The following is a 17,441-nucleotide window of genomic DNA, read 5'->3' on the forward strand; positions in this document are numbered from 1 at the left end:
AGAATGCAGTCTGTAAAACACCGTCTATCCCTTGTGGAAGCGAAGGCTGTGGGAGCAAAGCTTGCTCGCGATGACGCCGTCAAATTCAACACATATGTCGACTTTTAGACTGCTATCGCGAGCAAGCCTGGCTCCCACAAGGCCCCCATTGGGCTAGGGTGTTCAGGCGAGTGCGTCGAGGTCCAGGTGCAGGTTATCGATCAACCGGGTGGTGCCCAGGAAAGCGGCAACCAGAATCACCAGATCACGATCCTCGGCCGTGGCCGGACGCAAGGTACGGGCGTGGCGGACTTCCAGATAATCAGGACGCAAGCCGGCAGTTTCCAGTTGCTTGACCTGCTCGGCCACCAGCACCGGGAAATCCCGCCGCCCCAGCCTGATCGCCTCGGCAATCTGGCTCAGGCTGCGATAGACCTCTGGTGCCACCGCGCGTTGTTCAGGGCTGAGGAAGCCGTTGCGTGACGACAGCGCCAGGCCATCTTCGGCGCGAACGGTCGGCTCGCCGATGATCTGGATCGGCATGTTCAGGTCATGGACCAGCGCGCGGATCACCGCCAGTTGCTGGAAGTCCTTCTGGCCGAACACCGCAAGGTCAGGCTGGACCATGTTGAACAGTTTGCTGACCACCGTTGCCACGCCCTCGAAATGCCCCGGACGGCTGGCGCCGCACAGGCCTTCGGACAGTTGCGGGACACTGACCCGGGTCTGTCCGGCCATGCCGTCGGGGTACATTTCTTCGACGGTTGGAGCGAACAGCAGATGGCAGCCGGCCTGGAGCAGTTTTTCCTGATCGGCAGCCAAAGTGCGCGGGTATTTGTCCAGGTCTTCGCCGGCACCAAATTGCAGCGGGTTGACGAAAATGCTCGCCACCACGAAGTCGGCCCGCTGCGCCGCTTTGGTGATCAGCGCCATATGGCCGCTGTGCAGGTTGCCCATGGTCGGCACGAAAGCAATGCGTTTGCCTTCGCTGCGGGCGCGGGCCACGGCGGCCCGCAGTTCGCGTACGGTTTTGACGGTGTTCATGCAGAAAATCCGTGCTCGACGCCAGGGAAGGTCGCCGCTTTGACTTCGGCAACGTAGGCGCCCAGGGCGGCCTGGATGGTCGCTTGCCCGGCCATGAAGTTCTTCACGAACTTGGGTACGCGACCGGTGATCGACAAGCCGAGCATGTCATGCAGCACCAGTACCTGGCCGTCGGTGGCGCTGCCGGCGCCGATGCCGATGACCGGGATCTTCACCGCCTGGGTGATTTCCTCCGCCAGTTCGCTGGGCACGCATTCGAGCAGCAACATCGCGGCACCCGCCTGCTCCAGCGCGATCGCATCGGCGCGCATCTGACGGGCCTGGTTTTCATTGCGGCCCTGAACCTTGTAGCCACCGAGGATGTTCACCGCTTGGGGCGTCAAGCCCAGGTGTGCGCACACCGGGATGCCGCGTTCGGCCAGCAGGCGAATGGAATCGGCCAGCCACAACGCGCCTTCTACTTTCACCATGTGGGCGCCGGCCTGCATCAGCATGGCGCTGTTGGTCATGGTTTGTTCGAGGGTGGCGTAGGCCATGAATGGCAGGTCGGCAAGGATCAGTGCATCGGTGTTACCGCGTTTGACGGCGGCCACGTGATAGGCCATCTCGGCGGTGGTCACCGGCAGCGTGCTGTCGTGACCTTGCAGCACCATGCCGAGGGAATCGCCCACCAGCAGCACTTCGACACCGGCCTCATTGCAGGCGTGGGCGAAAGTTGCGTCATAGCAGGTCAGCATGGTGATTTTTTCACCTTTTTGCTTGAGACCTTGCAGCGTGGTAAGGGTAATAGCTGGCATGAAAAAGTCCTCATTAGGCGCCAGGGGATGTTCTCAATCGGTTTCCCTGACTGAGAACACCTCCTTGAACTACTGCGAGTAACGCGCATGATTCGTCATTTATACAGGCGCACCCTCTATGCGTGGTGCTTGTAAGGCCTGGATTGCGCCCTTTAGCGCCGCGTTGGCGGCGACGGGACGCCTATAGTCGTGAGGAGTACCCGGGAAGTCAATTGGATGTGTTACCGCCGGGTGTTACCGGGGTTACTGATGCGTTTCAGCGTGGGGGAGAGTCTCGAAAGTGACTGTAGGGTCCGAATCTTGTGGGAGCGAGCCTGCACGCGGTTGCGGTGTGTCAGTCGACATTTGCATTGGCTGAATCACCGCTGTCGCGAGCAGGCTCGCTCCCACAGGCTATCTACGTCAGTTGGAGGGCAAGCGTTCCAGGCCGACAAACGGGCACACTGCAAGCAGGTCCTTGAGCAGGCGTCCATCGCTCAGGCGCAGGTCGGCGGGTGCCAGTTCTGCGAGGGGATAGAGTACGAAGGCCCGGGCATGCATGTGGTAGTGAGGGACTTTCAGGCGGGGCTCGTCGATCAGGCGATCGCCGAACAGGAGAATGTCCAGGTCCAGGGTGCGCGGACCCCAGCGCTCCAGGCGTTCGCGACCTTGCCCGGTTTCGATGGCTTGCAGCGCATCGAGCAGGTCCAGCGGCGCCAGGCGACTGTCCAGCGCCGCGACCGCATTGGTGTAGCGTGGCTGGCCGGGCAGCAGGGAGTCGCTCTGGTAGAACGCTGACACGCCCGCCAGTTGCGTGTCGGGCAGTTGCGCCAGCGCCTGGACAGCGCTGCGCAATTGTTCGGCGGGCTCGGCGAGGTTGCTGCCCATGCCGATGTAGATGCGCTCCATCGATTACTCGTCCGAAGCGCTCGGGACACCGGCACGTTTACGCTTGGCGCCGCTGCTGCGACGACGCTTGCGCGGGCCGCTGGCACCGTCGTCCTTACCACTGAGTTCGCGGATCATGTCGCGGCGCTCGCTGTCGTTGGCGTCCTGGTAGTCAGTCCACCATTCACCGAGGCCATCGGTTTGTTCGCCGGCGCTTTCACGCAGTAGCAGGAAGTCGTAGCCAGCCCGGAAACGCGGGTTGTCCAGCAGCAGGTCGGCACGTTTGCCGCTGCGCCGTGGCAGGCGTTCCTGCATGTCCCAGATTTCGCGGATCGGCATCGTGAAGCGTTTCGGAATCGCGATGCGCTGGCACTGTTCGCTGATCAGCTCGTGGGCGGCTTCCTGCATGGCAGGGATTGGCGGCATGCCGCGCTCCTGCAGGCGCAGCACCCGGGCCGGGAGGGCAGGCCAGAGCAGTGCGGCAAACAGGAAGGCCGGGGTCACCGGTTTGTTCTGCTTGATGCGCAGATCGGTGTTGATCAACGCTTCGCTGATCAGGGTGTGGGTGTAGGTCGGGTTGTGCTCCAGCGCTTCGGCGCTGGCCGGGAACAGCGGGTCGAACAGTTGCAGGTCCACCAGCATTTCAAAGGTGTCCGCCGCGTTGCCCGACAGGAACAACTTGAGCACTTCCTCGAACAGACGGGCCGACGGGATTTCCCGCAGCATCGGCGCCAATTCGCGGATCGGCGTGGCGCTGTGTTTTTCGATGCCGAAATCCAGCTTGGCGGCGAAACGCACGGCTCGCAGCATGCGCACCGGGTCTTCCTGGTAACGCTGCTTGGGGTCGCCGATCAGGCGGATCAGGCGATTGCGGATGTCGTGTACGCCATTGGCGTAGTCGAGGATGCGTTCGCTGACCGGGTCGTAATACAGGGCGTTGATGGTGAAGTCGCGGCGTTGCGCGTCTTCTTCCAGCGTGCCGTAGACGTTATCGCGCAGGATGCGCCCGCTCTCGTTGCGCGAAGACTGGCTACTGTCTTCTTCTTCATCGTTTTGCGGGTGGTTGGCGCGAAATGTCGCCACTTCGATGATTTCGCGGCCGAAGTGGATGTGGACCAGCTTGAAGCGCCGGCCAATGATCCGTGCGTTGCGAAATTCGGCGCGGATCTGTTCCGGCGTGGCGCTGGTGGCGACGTCGAAATCCTTGGGCGTGATGTTGAGCAGCATGTCACGCACACATCCGCCCACCAGATAAGCCTGGTAGCCGGCGTTCTGCAGGCGTTCGACGATGTTCACCGCGTAACGGCTGAACTGGGCCTTTTGCAACGAATGCTGGCCACTGTTGAGCACTTCAGGCGTGCTGCGAATGTGTTGCGTACGACGCAAGGGAGAACGGAATGACTGGAACAGCTTCTTCAGCATGGGATGCACTGTTTGAAGGAATATTCGGCCAAAAACGAAGAGTGACCGCATGATGGGCGGGGATTCTAGCATTTAGTCGAGGGATGGTGTAGGACGGAGCAGTTTTGAGCTGCAAGCTTGAGCGACAAGCCTTGTAGGCTTTAAGGGAAGGGGAATGCCGGAAACCACAGGGGGAGCCGAAGCTCCCCCAGAATTAGTTGCGTGCTCTGTTTTTATTATTGATTTCGGGCTTCTTGTTTTTGTTGAGTGCCCGCGCCACGAGGTTTTCCCTGCGTGACACTCCCATTCGGGAGTCAAGAGCAAACGGATTGCTTTGGTCGCTGTGTTGCAGTGATCAATCGATCCAACCAGTTCAGGCACCTGTCTTGGGACAGTTTTATTGTTCTCGGCCTGGTTGTGGGGCAAGCCCCAAATACAACGCCTCTCCAAAAGAATCAGTTAGCTGCGCCTCTCGCCGTCTTGTTTTTATTGTGCGTGAGTCGATTCGTCTTATTTTTATTGTCGTTTACACGGTTTGTTATTGTTCTTGTACCAAAGCTATAGCAGGGTGCGTGCCAACTTTTGCGAACCCCAGCAAAGTCGGGGGCTGGCGGGGTTGCTGGTTATTTCGGGGCGAAAAAAAGCCGGGGTTTCGTTACCGTAAACCCCGGCTTCTGTTACGTGAAAAAGCTGAGGTAACAGTTTTTTCACATTGGGCGGTGTTACCCGCGCACCTCAGCTTTCGCTGGCGACCCCGGTCTTGCGGCGTGGGATACCCAGGCGCTGGCGGCGTTCCCACAGGCATTTGCGGCTAACCCCCAGCTTGCGCGCCAGTTCGGTCTCAGTCATGTGGTCCTGGTGTTCGAGGACGAAATGCTGGAAGTAATCTTCCAGGGACAAGTCTTCGGTAGGCTCGTGACTGGAGTTGTTGGCACCACCCTGTTGCGGGGCCAGGCCGATGAACTCGTCATCGTCCAGGTCACTGAGCTCGATGTCGATGCCTAGCAGGTCGGCCGAGATTTCCGGGCTCTCGCAGAGGATCACTGCTCGCTCTACCGCGTTTTCCAGCTCTCGAACGTTACCCGGCCAGGCGTAGTGACGGATGGCCTGTTCGGCATCCGGGGCGAACTTGAGATCGGTGCGGTTGACCCGCGCGCTCTGGCGGGCAAGGAAAGCATTGGCGATTTCGTTGACGTCGGCGCCACGCTCGCGCAGGGCCGGCAGCTTCAAGGCGATGACGTGCAAACGGTAATACAGGTCTTCACGGAACTGGCCGATCTTCGCCAGGCTCTTGAGATCGCGGTGCGTGGCCGCGATCAGGCGCACGTCGACTTTCTGCGACTGCACCGACCCGACCCGACGGATCTCGCCTTCCTGAAGCACCCGCAGCAAACGTGCCTGGGCTTCAAGGGGGAGTTCACCGATTTCATCGAGGAACAGCGTCCCGCCGTCCGCCGCTTCCACCAGCCCGGCGCGCCCGGCGCTGGCACCCGTGAACGCACCCTTTTCGTGACCGAACAGTTCGGACTCGATCAGGCTTTCCGGGATCGCCGCGCAGTTCACCGAAATCATCGGGGCCTTGGCCCGTCGGGACAGGTTATGCAGCGCACGGGCTACCAGCTCCTTGCCGGTGCCGGACTCGCCCTGGACCAGGACATTGGAGTCGGTGGGCGCCACTTTGCGGATCTTGCTGTACAAGTCCTGCATGGGCGGGCAGGAGCCGATGATGCCGATTTCGCCGTTATGGTTGCCGGCGCCGCCTTTGGTGGAGGCTGTCGCCTTGCTCGCCGGTTCCGGCGCATGGCTGGCCGCCGTCTGTCGGTCGCGCAGGATGCGGGCCACGGCCTGGAGCATCTCGTCGTGGTCAAACGGCTTGGCGATGTAGTCCACCGCGCCCATTTTCATGGAGTCCACCGCCGAGCGCAGGCTGGCGTAACTGGTCATGATCAGCACCGGCGTGCCCTGGCCGAGCTTGATCAGTTCGGTGCCGGGGGCGCCAGGCAAGCGCAGGTCGCTGACGATCAGGTCAAACGTTGGAATGCTGAAACGTTCTTGTGCTTCCTGCACTGAACCGGCTTCGCTGACCTGGTACTGATTGCGCTCCAGCAGGCGGCGCAAGGCGGAGCGGATAATTGTTTCGTCTTCGACGATCAAAATGTGCGGCATTGATTCGATTCTCTCGACGGTCTCAGTTCACAGCGGACGTCGCTTCGACATGACGCGGCAAGGTCACCCGTATACGGGTGCCGCGTTGGCTTTGTACATCGGCCGGGCTGTCGATGGTGATTTGTCCATAATGCTCTTCAACGATGGAATAGACCAGTGCAAGGCCCAGACCGGTGCCTTCGCCCGGGTCCTTGGTGGTGAAGAAAGGTTCGAACAATCGGTCCATGATGTTCTGGGGGATACCGCTGCCTTCGTCTTCGACGATCAGGTCGATCGTGTGTTCGCTGGCTTCGCTCTTGACCCGCACCGCGCTGCCCGCAGGTGAGGCGTCGCGGGCGTTGGAGAGCAGGTTGATCAGTACCTGGGCGAGCCGCTGGGGATCGCCGTCGACCCAGTGATCCGGGTCGCACAGGTTGAAGAATTGCACCTCGAAATTGCGCCGGTTCAGGGCCAGCAGACCAATGGCGTCCTGGGCCACTTCGGCCAGACAGACGGGCTCGTCGTTGTGCTGGTGGCCGCCGGCATGGGCGAAGCTCATCAGTGACTGGACGATACGCGACACACGCTTGGTCTGTTCGAGGATCTGGCCGCTGATTTCCGTCAGTTCGCCGTCGTCCTCGCGCTCTTCGCGCAGGTTTTGCGCCAGGCAGGCGATGCCGGTGATCGGGTTGCCGATTTCGTGGGCCACCCCGGCGGCCAGCCGACCGATGCTTGCCAACCGTTCGGAGTGGACCAGCTTGTCTTCGAGCATCTGAGTATCGGTGAGGTCTTCCACCAGCAATACCAGGCCACTGTTACCCGGCGCCAGCGGCTCGTCGATCGCCGCCTTGTGCAGGTTCAACCAGCGAGTCTGGCCGTCGAGGGCCAGGTGCTGCTTGTGCAAATGCTCATCCGGCAGGTCGATGAAGCCTTGCAGCAGGCCTTTCCACGGCTCACTCAGGGTACTCAGGCGTGAACCGACCACGCGCTGGGCGGCGATTCCAGTCAGTTCCTCCATGGCCTTGTTCCACATCAGGATTTCCTGGTCCTTGGCCAGGGAGCACACGCCCATCGGCAGTTCCTGCAAGGTCTGGCGGTGATAACGGCGCAAGGCGTCCAGTTCGGCGGCCAGGCCGGTGAGGCGCGAGTGGTAGTCTTCCAGGCGGCTCTCGATGAAGTGGATGTCTTCAGTGACATAGTTCTCGCCGCCGGCCTTGTAGGGCAGGAACGTCTCGACCATGTCCTGGGCCACGCTGGGGCCCATCAGGCCGGACAGGTTGGCTTCGATCCGGTCCCGCAGGCGACGCAGGGCATATGGACGGCGTTCATCGAAGGGCAGGTAGAGGTCGCGCAGGGCCTGTTCGACTTCTTTTTGCGCGGCCTTGGCGCCCAGGGGCTTGGCCAGTTGCGTGGCGAACTCCTGGGGTGAGGCGGCGTGCAGTTCCCGGCGCTGAGGGCGGCGAACGTTGTCCACCGCGCAGGCTTCGGCGGCGCTGGCCTCTTCGCTGCTGGCGTTGGTGAACAGTGAAATCAGGGTGAACATCAGCACGTTCGCCGCCAGCGAGGCGATGGCCGCCATGTGCCAACTGGTGTCGTCGAGCACGTAGATCATGTTCAGCAACGGGATATAGAAGCCCTGCATGTTGCCCAGCAGTGGCAACAGCATGGCGACCAGCCACACCAGGATCCCCGCGAGCAGACCGGCGATAAAACCACGGCGGTTGGCTGTTGGCCAATACAGCACCGACAGTACGCCGGGCAGGAACTGCAAGGTGGCGACGAACGCGACAATGCCGAGGTTGGCCAGGTCCTGTCCGTCGCCCAGCATCAGGTAAAAGCCGTAGCCGGCCATGATGATGGCGACGATCAGTGCGCGGCGGGTCCATTTCAGCCAGCGGTAGATATTGCCCTCGGCTGGCGGCTGGTAGAGCGGCAGCACCAGATGGTTGAGCGCCATGCCCGACAGCGCCAGCGTGGTAACGATGATCAGGCCGCTGGCCGCCGACAGGCCACCGATGTAGGCCAGCAACGCCAGGGCCTTGCTGTTGGCGGCGATGCCGATGCCGAGGGTGAAATACTCAGGATTGGTGCTGGCTCCCAGCTTCAGTCCGGCCCACAGGATCAGCGGCACCGCCAGGCTCATCAGCAGCAGGAACAGCGGCAGGCCCCAGCTCGCGCTCACCAGTGAGCGCGGGTTGAGGTTTTCGGTAAAGGTCATGTGGTACATGTGCGGCATGACGATCGCTGACGCGAAGAACACCAGCAACAGCGTGCGCCACGGGCCTTCCTGCAGGGGTGTGTGCAGGGCGGCGAGGGCGGTCTGGTTCTGCAGCAGCCACAGCTCCAGTTGTTGCGGGCCATCGAATACGCCGTACAGGGCATAGAGGCCGACGCTGCCGATGGCGATCAGTTTGATCACCGATTCGAAGGCGATGGCGAACACCAGGCCTTCGTGTTTCTCCCGGGTGGCGATGTGGCGGGAACCGAAGAAAATCGTGAAGAGAATGATCAGCGCGCAGAAACTCAGTGCGACCCGGTGCTGCACCGGTTCGCGGGTGAGGATGCTGATGGAGTCGGCCACCGCCTGGATCTGCAGGGCCAGCAACGGCAATACGCCCACCAGCATGAAAATCGTGGTCAGCGCGCCGGCCCAGGTGCTGCGAAAGCGAAAGGCGAACAGGTCGGCCAGGGATGATAGCTGGTAGGTGCGGGTGATTTTCAGGATCGGGTAGAGCAGCACCGGTGCCAGCAGGAATGCCCCCGATACACCCAGGTAGCTGGACAGAAAACCGTAGCCGTACTGATAGGCCAGCCCGACCGTGCCATAGAACGCCCACGCGCTGGCATAGACGCCCAGCGACAGGGTGTAGGTCAGCGGGTGGCGGATGATCGCCCGGGGGATCATGCCCCGTTCGCTGATCCAGGCGACGCCGAACAGCACTGCCAGGTAGGCTGCGCTGATCAGGATCATCTGGGTCAGGCTAAAGCTCATCGGCATCTTTTTGGCTCTGCAGGATGAAGGTCACGACGATCAGGATCAGCCAAAGCAGATAGGGCCGATACCAGGCACCCGTGGCGTCGATCCACCAATCCATGATGGCCGGGGAGAACAGATAAATCCCCACTACCAGGAGCAGGACCAAGCGATAGATGTACATCCCGGCCTCTCTTTTTTAAACGCGTGCCCGAAAACGTGCGGCGATGGTAACGGATGGGGGCCAAGCTGCAAGCGCCGTCAACGTATTTGCGCCTCTGGCAGGGTCAAAGTGCGCGGTATCTTCCCCGCATCCCAATGGCGAATGCCCCAGTCCAGCAGGTCCCGGGGGCTGGCGTCGACCCGTTCGGGGCCTGGCTGTTGGCCCAGCGCGCGCAGTGCCCGCAACAACAATGGCGTGGCCTGATCGGCCGCCAGCGGTGGCGAGCGGTAGGACTTGCCGAGTTTATGCCCGTCCGGCTGGGTGATCAGCGGCACATGCAGGTAGCGCGGTTGTGGCAAGCCAAGCAGCTCTTGCAGGTACAGCTGACGTGGCGTGGAGTCCAGCAGGTCGGCACCGCGCACGATATCGGTGACCCCCTGCCAGGCGTCGTCCAGCACCACCGCCAGTTGATAAGCATAGAGCCCGTCGCGACGGCGAATCACGAAATCGCCGACTTCACGGCCCAAGTGCTGGCGGAACGGGCCTTGTACTCGGTCGTTGAAGTGATACGCCAACTCAGGAACGCGCAGGCGGATGGCCGCGTCTTTGGTGTCGTGACCGGCGTTGCGGCACAGGCCCGGATAAATGCCCTGATACGGCTCCAGTTGTTTGCGCGAGCAGGTGCAGGCATAGGCCAGACCCTGGCTGAGCAGGCGATTGATGACCTGGTCGTAGGCCTCATGGCGCTCACTCTGACGGACCATCTCGCCGTCCCATTCAAACCCGTAGCTTTGCAGTGCCTTCAAGATTGCCGCTTGCGCGCCAGGCTCTTCCCGTGGTGGGTCAAGGTCCTCCATGCGCAGCAACCAGCGCCCGCCCGCGGCCCGGGCATCCAGATAGGACGCCAGCGCGGCGACCAGGGAGCCAAAGTGCAGGTGGCCGCTGGGTGTGGGGGCGAAGCGGCCGATGTAGGGGGCAGTGGCGGTCATAAAGCGAATGTTACTGGGTCCGGGCTGTTGGAATACATATCCTGCTGACGAAGCCACCCCTCTGTGGGAGCGAGCCTGCTCGCGATAGCGTCTTATCAGTGGGCATTGATGTGGCTGACCCACCGCTATCGCGAGCAGGCTCGCTCCCACAAGGGAACCGGGTGTGCGGGAAGTATCAGAAACAAAAAACGGAGCGTGTGAACGCTCCGTTTTTCGATGACAGCCCAGGCAATTTACTTGCCGACCTGTTTTTCCTTGATTTCCGCCAGGGTCTTGCAGTCGACACACATGTCGGCGGTCGGACGTGCTTCCAGCCGCTTGACGCCGATCTCGACGCCGCAGGACTCGCACCAACCGTATTCTTCGTCTTCGATCAGTTGCAACGTCTTGTCGATTTTCTTGATGAGCTTGCGCTCACGGTCGCGGGCGCGTAGTTCGAGGCTGAATTCTTCTTCCTGGCTGGCACGGTCGGCCGGGTCAGGGAAGTTCGCCGCTTCGTCTTTCATGTGATCCACAGTGCGGTCGACTTCCTGCATCAAGTCCTGTTTCCACTTGTTCAGGATCTTGGTGAAGTGCGCGCGCATGGGGGCGCCCATGTACTCTTCGCCAGCTTGCGGCACGTACGGCTCAAACCCGCTGAGCGACTGATTTTGATTCTGCTTTGCTTGGGTGGGCATGAATGGACCGCCTCTACTCTTGTAATCCACTACGCAGGATTGCTCCATCACCGACACCTGCCGGCCCTGCGGCTGCAAGCGGGCGAACTTACCAGATCAAATCGGGCCGCGCTACTCCCGGTTGTCGAGCCTGCGGTGGCCGGGGCTTGCAAAGCGTGGTCAAGTTCAGTCCGGTGGAGTGACAAACCTGCTCAATGCTTGATTCTAGTCAAGCCTGAGCCGATCGCTGGAGACATTTGCTGCAAGCGGCCGGGCCCTGAGTTCGTGCTCGCTTGCGCAGTTGTTTCTGGGTTGGCCGGAGAGTTAGGTAGAATCGGTTCTTTTTTACCAGAAGGAAGGCTAATGGCTCAGCCCTACAGTGCGCGTAGCCGCGCCATCGAACCTTTCCATGTGATGGCGCTCCTGGCCCGTGCCAATGAGCTGCAGGCCGCCGGGCACGATGTCATCCACCTGGAGATCGGCGAGCCGGACTTCACCACGGCTGAGCCGATCATCCAGGCCGGCCAGGCCGCGCTGGCGGCGGGAAAGACCCGTTACACGGCGGCCCGTGGCATCCCCGAGCTGCGCGAAGCCATCGCCGGTTTCTATGGGCAGCGCTACGGTGTGGACATAGACCCACGGCGCATCCTGGTCACGCCGGGCGGATCCGGCGCGTTGCTGCTGACCAGCGCGTTGCTGGTGGACCCGGGCAAGCACTGGCTGTTGGCGGACCCCGGTTACCCCTGCAATCGCCACTTTCTGCGGCTGGTGGAAGGTACAGCTCAATTGGTGCCGGTAGGCCCGGACGTGCGCTACCAGCTGACCCCGGACCTGGTGAACCGCTATTGGGACTCGAACAGCGTGGGGGCGCTGGTCGCGTCGCCGGCCAACCCGACCGGGACGATTCTCAGCCGAGACGAACTGGCCGGCCTGTCCAAGGCAATCAAGGGCCACAACGGTCACTTGGTGGTGGATGAGATCTATCACGGCCTGACTTATGGCACCGATGCCGCGAGCGTGCTGGAAGTCGACAACGAAGCTTTCGTCCTTAATAGCTTTTCCAAGTATTTCGGCATGACCGGCTGGCGACTGGGCTGGCTGGTGGCCCCTTCGGCGGCTGTTGGTGAGCTGGAGAAGCTGGCGCAGAACCTTTACATCAGTGCGCCGAGCATGGCCCAGTACGCGGCGTTGGCCTGTTTCGAACCGGCGACAATCGAGATATTCGAGCAGCGCCGGGCCGAGTTCGCGCTGCGGCGCGACTTTCTGCTACCGGCCTTGCGTGATCTGGGGTTCGGCATCGCAGTGGAGCCGGAAGGGGCGTTTTACCTGTATGCCGACATTAGTGCATTCGGCGGCGATGCTTTTGCGTTCTGCCAGCACTTTCTGGAGACCGAGCATGTGGCGTTCACGCCGGGGCTGGATTTCGGTCGCCATCAGGCTGGGCACCATGTGCGTTTCGCCTACACCCAGAGCTTGCCGCGGCTCCAGGAAGCGGTGGAGCGAATCGAGCGCGGACTGCGGAGTTGGCAAGGCTGATGCTTTTTTCACCTGCGCTGGAAGAAGGCCGGCTGATTCGACGTTATAAGCGTTTTCTTGCCGATATCGAGACCGTTCATGGCGAACTGCTGACGATTCATTGCCCCAACACCGGTTCGATGCTCAATTGCATGGCCGAAGGTGCGCGAGTCTGGTTCAGTCGTTCCAGCGACCCCAAGCGCAAATTGCCCGGCACCTGGGAAATAGGCGAAACCCCCCAGGGGCGGTTGGCCTGCATCAATACCGCGCGAGCCAACCCGCTAATCGAAGAGGCCCTGCGTGCCGGGGTCATCAGCGAGCTGAACGGTTTTACCGGGCTCAAGCGTGAAGTGGCTTACGGTCAGGAAAACAGTCGTATCGATTTCCGACTGGACTACGACGAAGGCTCTGCCTGGGTCGAAGTCAAAAGTGTCACGTTGGGTTTTGACGGCACGACCGTGGCGGCGTTTCCCGATGCGGTGACCCAGCGGGGAGCCAGGCATCTGCGCGAACTCGCTCACCTGGCCCGGGACGGCGTGCGGGCGGTGCAGTTGTATTGTGTCAACCTGAGCGGGATCGACGCCGTGCGCCCGGCACAGGAAATCGACCCGCTGTACGCGGCGGCGTTGCGCGACGCTGTGGCCGCGGGCGTGGAAGTGCTGGCCTACGGGGTGACGCTGACGCCCGAGCAAATGTGGGTGGATCGGCCGTTACCGGTGCTGCTCGACCCAGATGCCTTGCTCGTCCTCCCGGCTCTCTAACGCAGCCAGGGACTGCCCGGCGCAAGGGCCGGCGACGCATTCACCGCTTTCAATCAGAAACAGTGCGCCGTGGGTGGCGCACTGGATCAGGCTGGCGCTGGGGTCGAGAAACTCATTGGGCCGCCATTCCAGCGGTACGCCGCGGTGCGGGCAGCGGTTGAGATAGACATACACCTGGCCGGCGCGACGCACCGCCAGCAGCTTGCGCCCATCGAGGTCGAAACCGCGACTGCTGTTGTCGGGCAATTCGGCGCCGGTACAAAGAAACTTCATGTGGGTCTCTATGGTTATGAGTGGGCGAGTTTATGTGGGAGCGAGCCTGCTCGCGATAGCGGTCGATCAGCCAGCAGCAATGGGTCGACACACCGCTAATCGCGAGCAGGCTCGCTCCCACAGAGGCAACCCCCCAAAGGTTCGTGCTTGACGTCCAAATGAAAACAATTATCAAATGGCGCCTCCTTCGCAGGGGGCTGAGGATACTTTGCCTGCGGGGTTCATGCCCGGCCCTGTGAACATTTCTTCGAGGAAGCTGCCCGATGCGCCTGAATATCCGTGTTGTCACGCTCTGTGTTGTCATGTTGGCCAGCCAGGGCTTGGTGGCGGCTGAACTGCCGCAGCGCTGGGTCAGTGCCGGCGGGGCAGTGTCCGAATGGGTCAGCGCGCTGGGCGGTGAGTCGAAACTGGTGGGCGTGGACACCACCAGCCAGCATCCCGAAGCCTTGCGGGATTTACCCAGCATCGGTTATCAGCGACAACTTTCGGCCGAGGGGGTATTGAGCCTGCGTCCGCAGATCCTCGTAGGCACCGAAGAAATGGGGCCGCCACCGGTGCTGTCGCAGATCCGCAGCGCCGGGGTACAGGTTGAACTGTTCTCGGCCACGCCCGACCTGTCGACCCTTCAGGGCAATCTGCGGCACCTGGGTCAACTGCTGGGCGCCGAGGCCAAAGCCGCGCAGTTGTTCGACAGTTATCAACAGCAGCTCAGCCAACAGAAAGCTCGAGTGAGTAAAATCCAGCTTGAGCAACAGGCCCCCGGCGTGTTGCTGTTGGTCGCAAGCTCCGGCGGCAAGCCGATGGTCGCAGGCCTGGGCACCTCCGCCGATTGGCTGGTGCAGCAGGCCGGCGGTCACAACTTGGCGACACACCATGGTTACAAGGCATTTTCGGTGGAGAGCCTGGCCAGCCTGAATCCCGAAGTACTGGTGTTCGCCGATCGCGCGTTGAGTGGCGAAGAAGCGCGTGCGGCGTTGTTCAGGGAAAATCCGATTCTTTCCTCCACCCGTGCCGCCAGGGCCGGGCGCGTTATCGAGCTTGACCCGACACTGTTGGTCGGCGGGCTAGGCCCCCGGTTACCGCAAAGTCTGGTGAAGCTGACGGCCGGTTTTTACCCGACCGAACCGGCCAAGGCACCATGACCCCTCTGGTCAAACCGCGCACCTTGTTCATTGGCCTGGCCCTGTTGTGTCTGCTGGCGATCTGGCTGTCCCTGGCCCTGGGGCCGGTGAGTTTGCCGCTGTTCGATACCTTGCGCGCCGCGTTGCGCTTGATGGGCTTGCCAGTGGCCGCCGAGGGTCTGGAGCAGGCCGAACTGATCCTCGGTCAGATCCGTCTGCCACGCACGCTGTTGGGGTTGGCGGTGGGCGGGGTATTGGCATTATCCGGGGTGGCGATGCAGGGGCTGTTCCGCAACCCGTTGGCCGACCCGGGGCTGGTCGGGGTGTCCAGCGGTGCGGCGCTGGGCGCGGCGTTCGCCATTGTTGGCGGCTCGGCGCTGGGCGGCTTGCCCGAAGCGTTCGGCCCCTATGTGCTGTCATTGTGTGCGTTCCTCGGCGGGCTTGGGGTTACGGCATTGGTTTATCGCCTCGGCCGGCGCAACGGCCAGACCCATGTCGCGACCATGCTCCTGGCCGGTATCGCCCTGACCGCGCTGTCCGGCTCGGCGGTGGGCCTGTTCACTTACCTGGCGGACGACGCGACCCTGCGCACCTTGACGTTCTGGAACCTGGGGAGCCTGAATGGTGCCAGCTATGCGCGGTTGTGGCCGCTGTTGCTGGTCAGCGTTGGCGTAGCACTCTGGCTGCCACGACGGGCCCGGGCACTCAATGCTCTGTTGCTGGGTGAATCCGAAGCCGCCCATTTGGGCGTTGATGTCGAAGGGCTCAAGCGTGAACTGGTGTTTTGCACGGCCCTGGGGGTTGGCGCGGCAGTGGCGGCGGCGGGCATGATCGGCTTTGTCGGGCTGGTAGTGCCGCATTTGGTACGGTTGATGGCCGGCCCCGATCATCGCGTTCTGTTGCCGGCTTCGGTGCTGGCGGGGGCGAGCCTGCTGCTGTTCGCCGATCTGGTGGCGCGTCTGGCGCTGGCTCCGGCGGAACTGCCGATCGGCATCGTCACGGCATTCATCGGGGCGCCGTTCTTCCTCTATTTATTGCTGCGAGGACGCGCCTGATGTTACGAGCGCAGAATCTGCACATCCAGCGGGGTCGCGAGACCGTGTTGGCTGATGTCAATCTTGAGCTGCATCCCGGCCAGGTGCTGGGCGTGCTCGGGCCCAACGGTGCAGGTAAAAGTACTTTGCTGGCGGGGCTGTGCGGTCAATTGCCTCCTGCGCAGGGACAGGTCTGGCTCGATGATCGGCCTTTGTCCCAGTGGGACGGCGCCGAGCGTGCCCGCCGCCTGGCGGTATTGCCGCAGTCATCGACCCTGGATTTTGCCTTCCGCGTCGAAGAAGTGGTCGGCATGGGGCGCCTGCCTCATCAGTGTGGTCGAGTGCGTGACGAGCAAATCGTTGCCTTGGCGTTGCACGCTGCAGACGCGGCACATCTGCACGGTCGCAGTTACCTGGCGCTGTCGGGAGGCGAGCGTCAGCGGGTGCACCTGGCGCGGGTCTTGGCACAGTTGTGGCCAGGGGAAGCGGGGCAGACCCTGCTGCTCGACGAACCGACCTCGATGCTCGATCCACTGCACCAGCACACCATCCTGCAAGCGGTGCGTGAGTTTGCCGATCGCGGCGCGGCCGTATTGGTGATCCTGCATGACCTGAACCTGGCGGCGCGTTATTGTGATCGCCTGTTGTTTCTCGCGTCTGGCCGGCCGGTGGCCCTGGACACGCCGCAGCAAGTGCTGCGCCCGGAACCGCTCAAAGCGGTGTTTGGCCTGGAAGTGCTGGTGCAACCCCATCCGGAGCGCGGACATCCATTGATCATCGCCCGCTGAGGGTTGCCTGAGGATGTAGACGTGCGCCTGATCCTGATTCTGGCATTGAGTGTGCTGACGGCCTGTCAGAGCACCGCGCCGCCCCCGGTCGACGGGCAGATCCTTGATTTGCACAGTGGCCGGGCCATCACGCCTCAAGCGTTGATCGAGCGTCTGGCACGGGCGCCGCGAGTGGTGGTAGGCGAGCAGCACGACAATCCGGATCACCACGCGCTGCAGCTATGGCTGCTTCAGGCCCTGGCCGCGCAACGGGCCCAGGGCAGCCTCCTGCTGGAAATGCTGACACCCCACCAGCAGCCTCGCGTTGACGCGGTCCGCCAGTTACCTGCCTTGCCAACTGATCTTCCCGGTGCCCTGGATTGGTCGCCGGGATGGGACTGGAGCCTGTATGGTCCGGTCGTGGAGTTCGCCCTGACGCAACGCTATCCGTTGTTGGCCGCCAATCTGGACGCCGCCGAGATCCAGCGCGTCTACCGGCAGGCGCCGGACTTGCGAGGCGCCCGTGCGAATGCGGCAAGTGTGAAGGATCAGTTGCTGGAGCAGATTCGCCAATCCCATTGCGGCCTGCTGCCCGAATCTCAGATGCCGGCGATGCTGGCTGTCCAGCAACAACGTGACCGACGCATGGCCGAACGTCTGCTGGCTGCGCCATTGCCTGCGTTGTTGTTCGCCGGTGCCTGGCATGGACGAAAAGACGTCGGGGTGCCGCTGCATGTGCTGGACTTGGGGGCCAGTGAGGCGCCCACCGTCCTGATGCTGGCCGAGGAGGGCAGCGAGATGACATCGGTCATGGCAGATTACGTGTGGTACACCAAGGCCGCTCCCCCTCAGGATTACTGCGCGCAGATGCGTGAACACAGCGCATTTCCTCCAGACAAAAAAAGACCCGACAAAAGTCGGGTCAAATAACCGTGATTAGCCTGATGAGGAGATA

General features: G+C 62.1%; 16 protein-coding genes. 6 read left to right on the plus strand and 10 right to left on the minus strand.

Going from position 1 to position 17,441, the window contains the following annotated elements; translation table 11 throughout:
* Window positions 1–162 precede the first annotated feature (162 nt).
* From panC to dksA, 9 genes are all read right to left on the minus strand, one after another.
* Window positions 163–1,023 carry a pantoate--beta-alanine ligase gene (gene panC, locus PSH91_RS04260; RefSeq protein WP_305467394.1) on the minus strand — a complete coding sequence of 287 codons (861 nt, stop codon included), beginning with the start codon at window positions 1,021–1,023 and terminating at the stop codon, window positions 163–165.
* Window positions 1,020–1,820 carry a 3-methyl-2-oxobutanoate hydroxymethyltransferase gene (gene panB, locus PSH91_RS04265; protein WP_047229849.1) on the minus strand — a complete coding sequence of 267 codons (801 nt, stop codon included), beginning with the start codon at window positions 1,818–1,820 and terminating at the stop codon, window positions 1,020–1,022. The genes panC and panB overlap by 4 nt, the downstream gene beginning before the upstream one ends.
* A 402-nt stretch (window positions 1,821–2,222) precedes the next feature.
* Window positions 2,223–2,708, minus strand: coding sequence for a 2-amino-4-hydroxy-6-hydroxymethyldihydropteridine diphosphokinase (gene folK, locus PSH91_RS04270; protein ID WP_047229848.1), 486 nt, complete (start codon window positions 2,706–2,708; stop codon window positions 2,223–2,225).
* 3 nt (window positions 2,709–2,711) lie between these two features.
* Window positions 2,712–4,109 (minus strand): polynucleotide adenylyltransferase PcnB, encoded by a 1,398-nt coding sequence (locus PSH91_RS04275; RefSeq protein ID WP_047229847.1) that lies wholly within the window; start codon window positions 4,107–4,109, stop codon window positions 2,712–2,714.
* Window positions 4,110–4,823: 714 nt separating this feature from the next.
* The gene (locus tag PSH91_RS04280) at window positions 4,824–6,254 is read right to left on the minus strand and encodes a sigma-54 dependent transcriptional regulator (protein ID WP_076386346.1); all 1,431 of its coding nucleotides are present in this window, start codon (window positions 6,252–6,254) and stop codon (window positions 4,824–4,826) included.
* Window positions 6,255–6,276: 22 nt separating this feature from the next.
* Window positions 6,277–9,231 carry a sensor histidine kinase gene (locus tag PSH91_RS04285; protein WP_305467397.1) on the minus strand — a complete coding sequence of 985 codons (2,955 nt, stop codon included), beginning with the start codon at window positions 9,229–9,231 and terminating at the stop codon, window positions 6,277–6,279.
* Window positions 9,215–9,391, minus strand: a complete 177-nt coding sequence (locus PSH91_RS04290) for a hypothetical protein (protein ID WP_003176118.1) — start codon at window positions 9,389–9,391, stop codon at window positions 9,215–9,217. The genes PSH91_RS04285 and PSH91_RS04290 overlap by 17 nt, the downstream gene beginning before the upstream one ends.
* Before the next feature lie 77 nt (window positions 9,392–9,468).
* Window positions 9,469–10,359 carry a tRNA glutamyl-Q(34) synthetase GluQRS gene (gluQRS, locus tag PSH91_RS04295; protein WP_047229881.1) on the minus strand — a complete coding sequence of 297 codons (891 nt, stop codon included), beginning with the start codon at window positions 10,357–10,359 and terminating at the stop codon, window positions 9,469–9,471.
* Window positions 10,360–10,592: 233 nt separating this feature from the next.
* The gene (gene dksA, locus PSH91_RS04300) at window positions 10,593–11,036 is read right to left on the minus strand and encodes an RNA polymerase-binding protein DksA (RefSeq protein WP_047229844.1); all 444 of its coding nucleotides are present in this window, start codon (window positions 11,034–11,036) and stop codon (window positions 10,593–10,595) included.
* A gap of 342 nt (window positions 11,037–11,378) precedes the next feature.
* Here dksA and PSH91_RS04305 point away from each other — a divergent pair, with 342 nt between their 5' ends.
* Complete coding sequence (locus PSH91_RS04305) at window positions 11,379–12,551, plus strand: pyridoxal phosphate-dependent aminotransferase (protein ID WP_047229843.1); 1,173 nt, start codon at window positions 11,379–11,381, stop codon at window positions 12,549–12,551.
* Complete coding sequence (gene sfsA / locus PSH91_RS04310; RefSeq protein WP_107322945.1) at window positions 12,551–13,291, plus strand: DNA/RNA nuclease SfsA; 741 nt, start codon at window positions 12,551–12,553, stop codon at window positions 13,289–13,291. Before PSH91_RS04305 ends, sfsA begins: the two co-directional genes overlap by 1 nt.
* Here the strand turns inward: sfsA and PSH91_RS04315 are convergent.
* Entirely contained in the window at window positions 13,241–13,564 is a 324-nt protein-coding gene (locus tag PSH91_RS04315) for a Rieske (2Fe-2S) protein (protein WP_107322944.1), read from the minus strand. The two genes, sfsA and PSH91_RS04315, sit on opposite strands and share 51 nt — an antisense overlap.
* Before the next feature lie 263 nt (window positions 13,565–13,827).
* On the opposite strand from PSH91_RS04315, the gene PSH91_RS04320 reads away from it, so the two are divergent.
* From PSH91_RS04320 to PSH91_RS04335, 4 genes are read left to right on the plus strand one after another with little or no spacing between them, the layout of a single operon-like run.
* Window positions 13,828–14,706 (plus strand): hemin ABC transporter substrate-binding protein, encoded by an 879-nt coding sequence (locus PSH91_RS04320; RefSeq protein WP_107322943.1) that lies wholly within the window; start codon window positions 13,828–13,830, stop codon window positions 14,704–14,706.
* Between the two features lie 50 nt (window positions 14,707–14,756).
* On the plus strand, window positions 14,757–15,740 hold the full coding sequence (locus PSH91_RS04325; protein WP_171061425.1) for an iron ABC transporter permease: 984 nt from the start codon (window positions 14,757–14,759) through the stop codon (window positions 15,738–15,740).
* On the plus strand, window positions 15,740–16,507 hold the full coding sequence (locus PSH91_RS04330; RefSeq protein ID WP_305467402.1) for a heme ABC transporter ATP-binding protein: 768 nt from the start codon (window positions 15,740–15,742) through the stop codon (window positions 16,505–16,507). Before PSH91_RS04325 ends, PSH91_RS04330 begins: the two co-directional genes overlap by 1 nt.
* A gap of 21 nt (window positions 16,508–16,528) precedes the next feature.
* The gene (locus tag PSH91_RS04335) at window positions 16,529–17,416 is read left to right on the plus strand and encodes a ChaN family lipoprotein (RefSeq protein ID WP_305467404.1); all 888 of its coding nucleotides are present in this window, start codon (window positions 16,529–16,531) and stop codon (window positions 17,414–17,416) included.
* Window positions 17,417–17,441: the final 25 nt, after the last annotated feature.

The organism is Pseudomonas sp. FP1154, assembly GCF_030687245.1.
GTDB lineage: Bacteria > Pseudomonadota > Gammaproteobacteria > Pseudomonadales > Pseudomonadaceae > Aquipseudomonas > Aquipseudomonas rhizophila.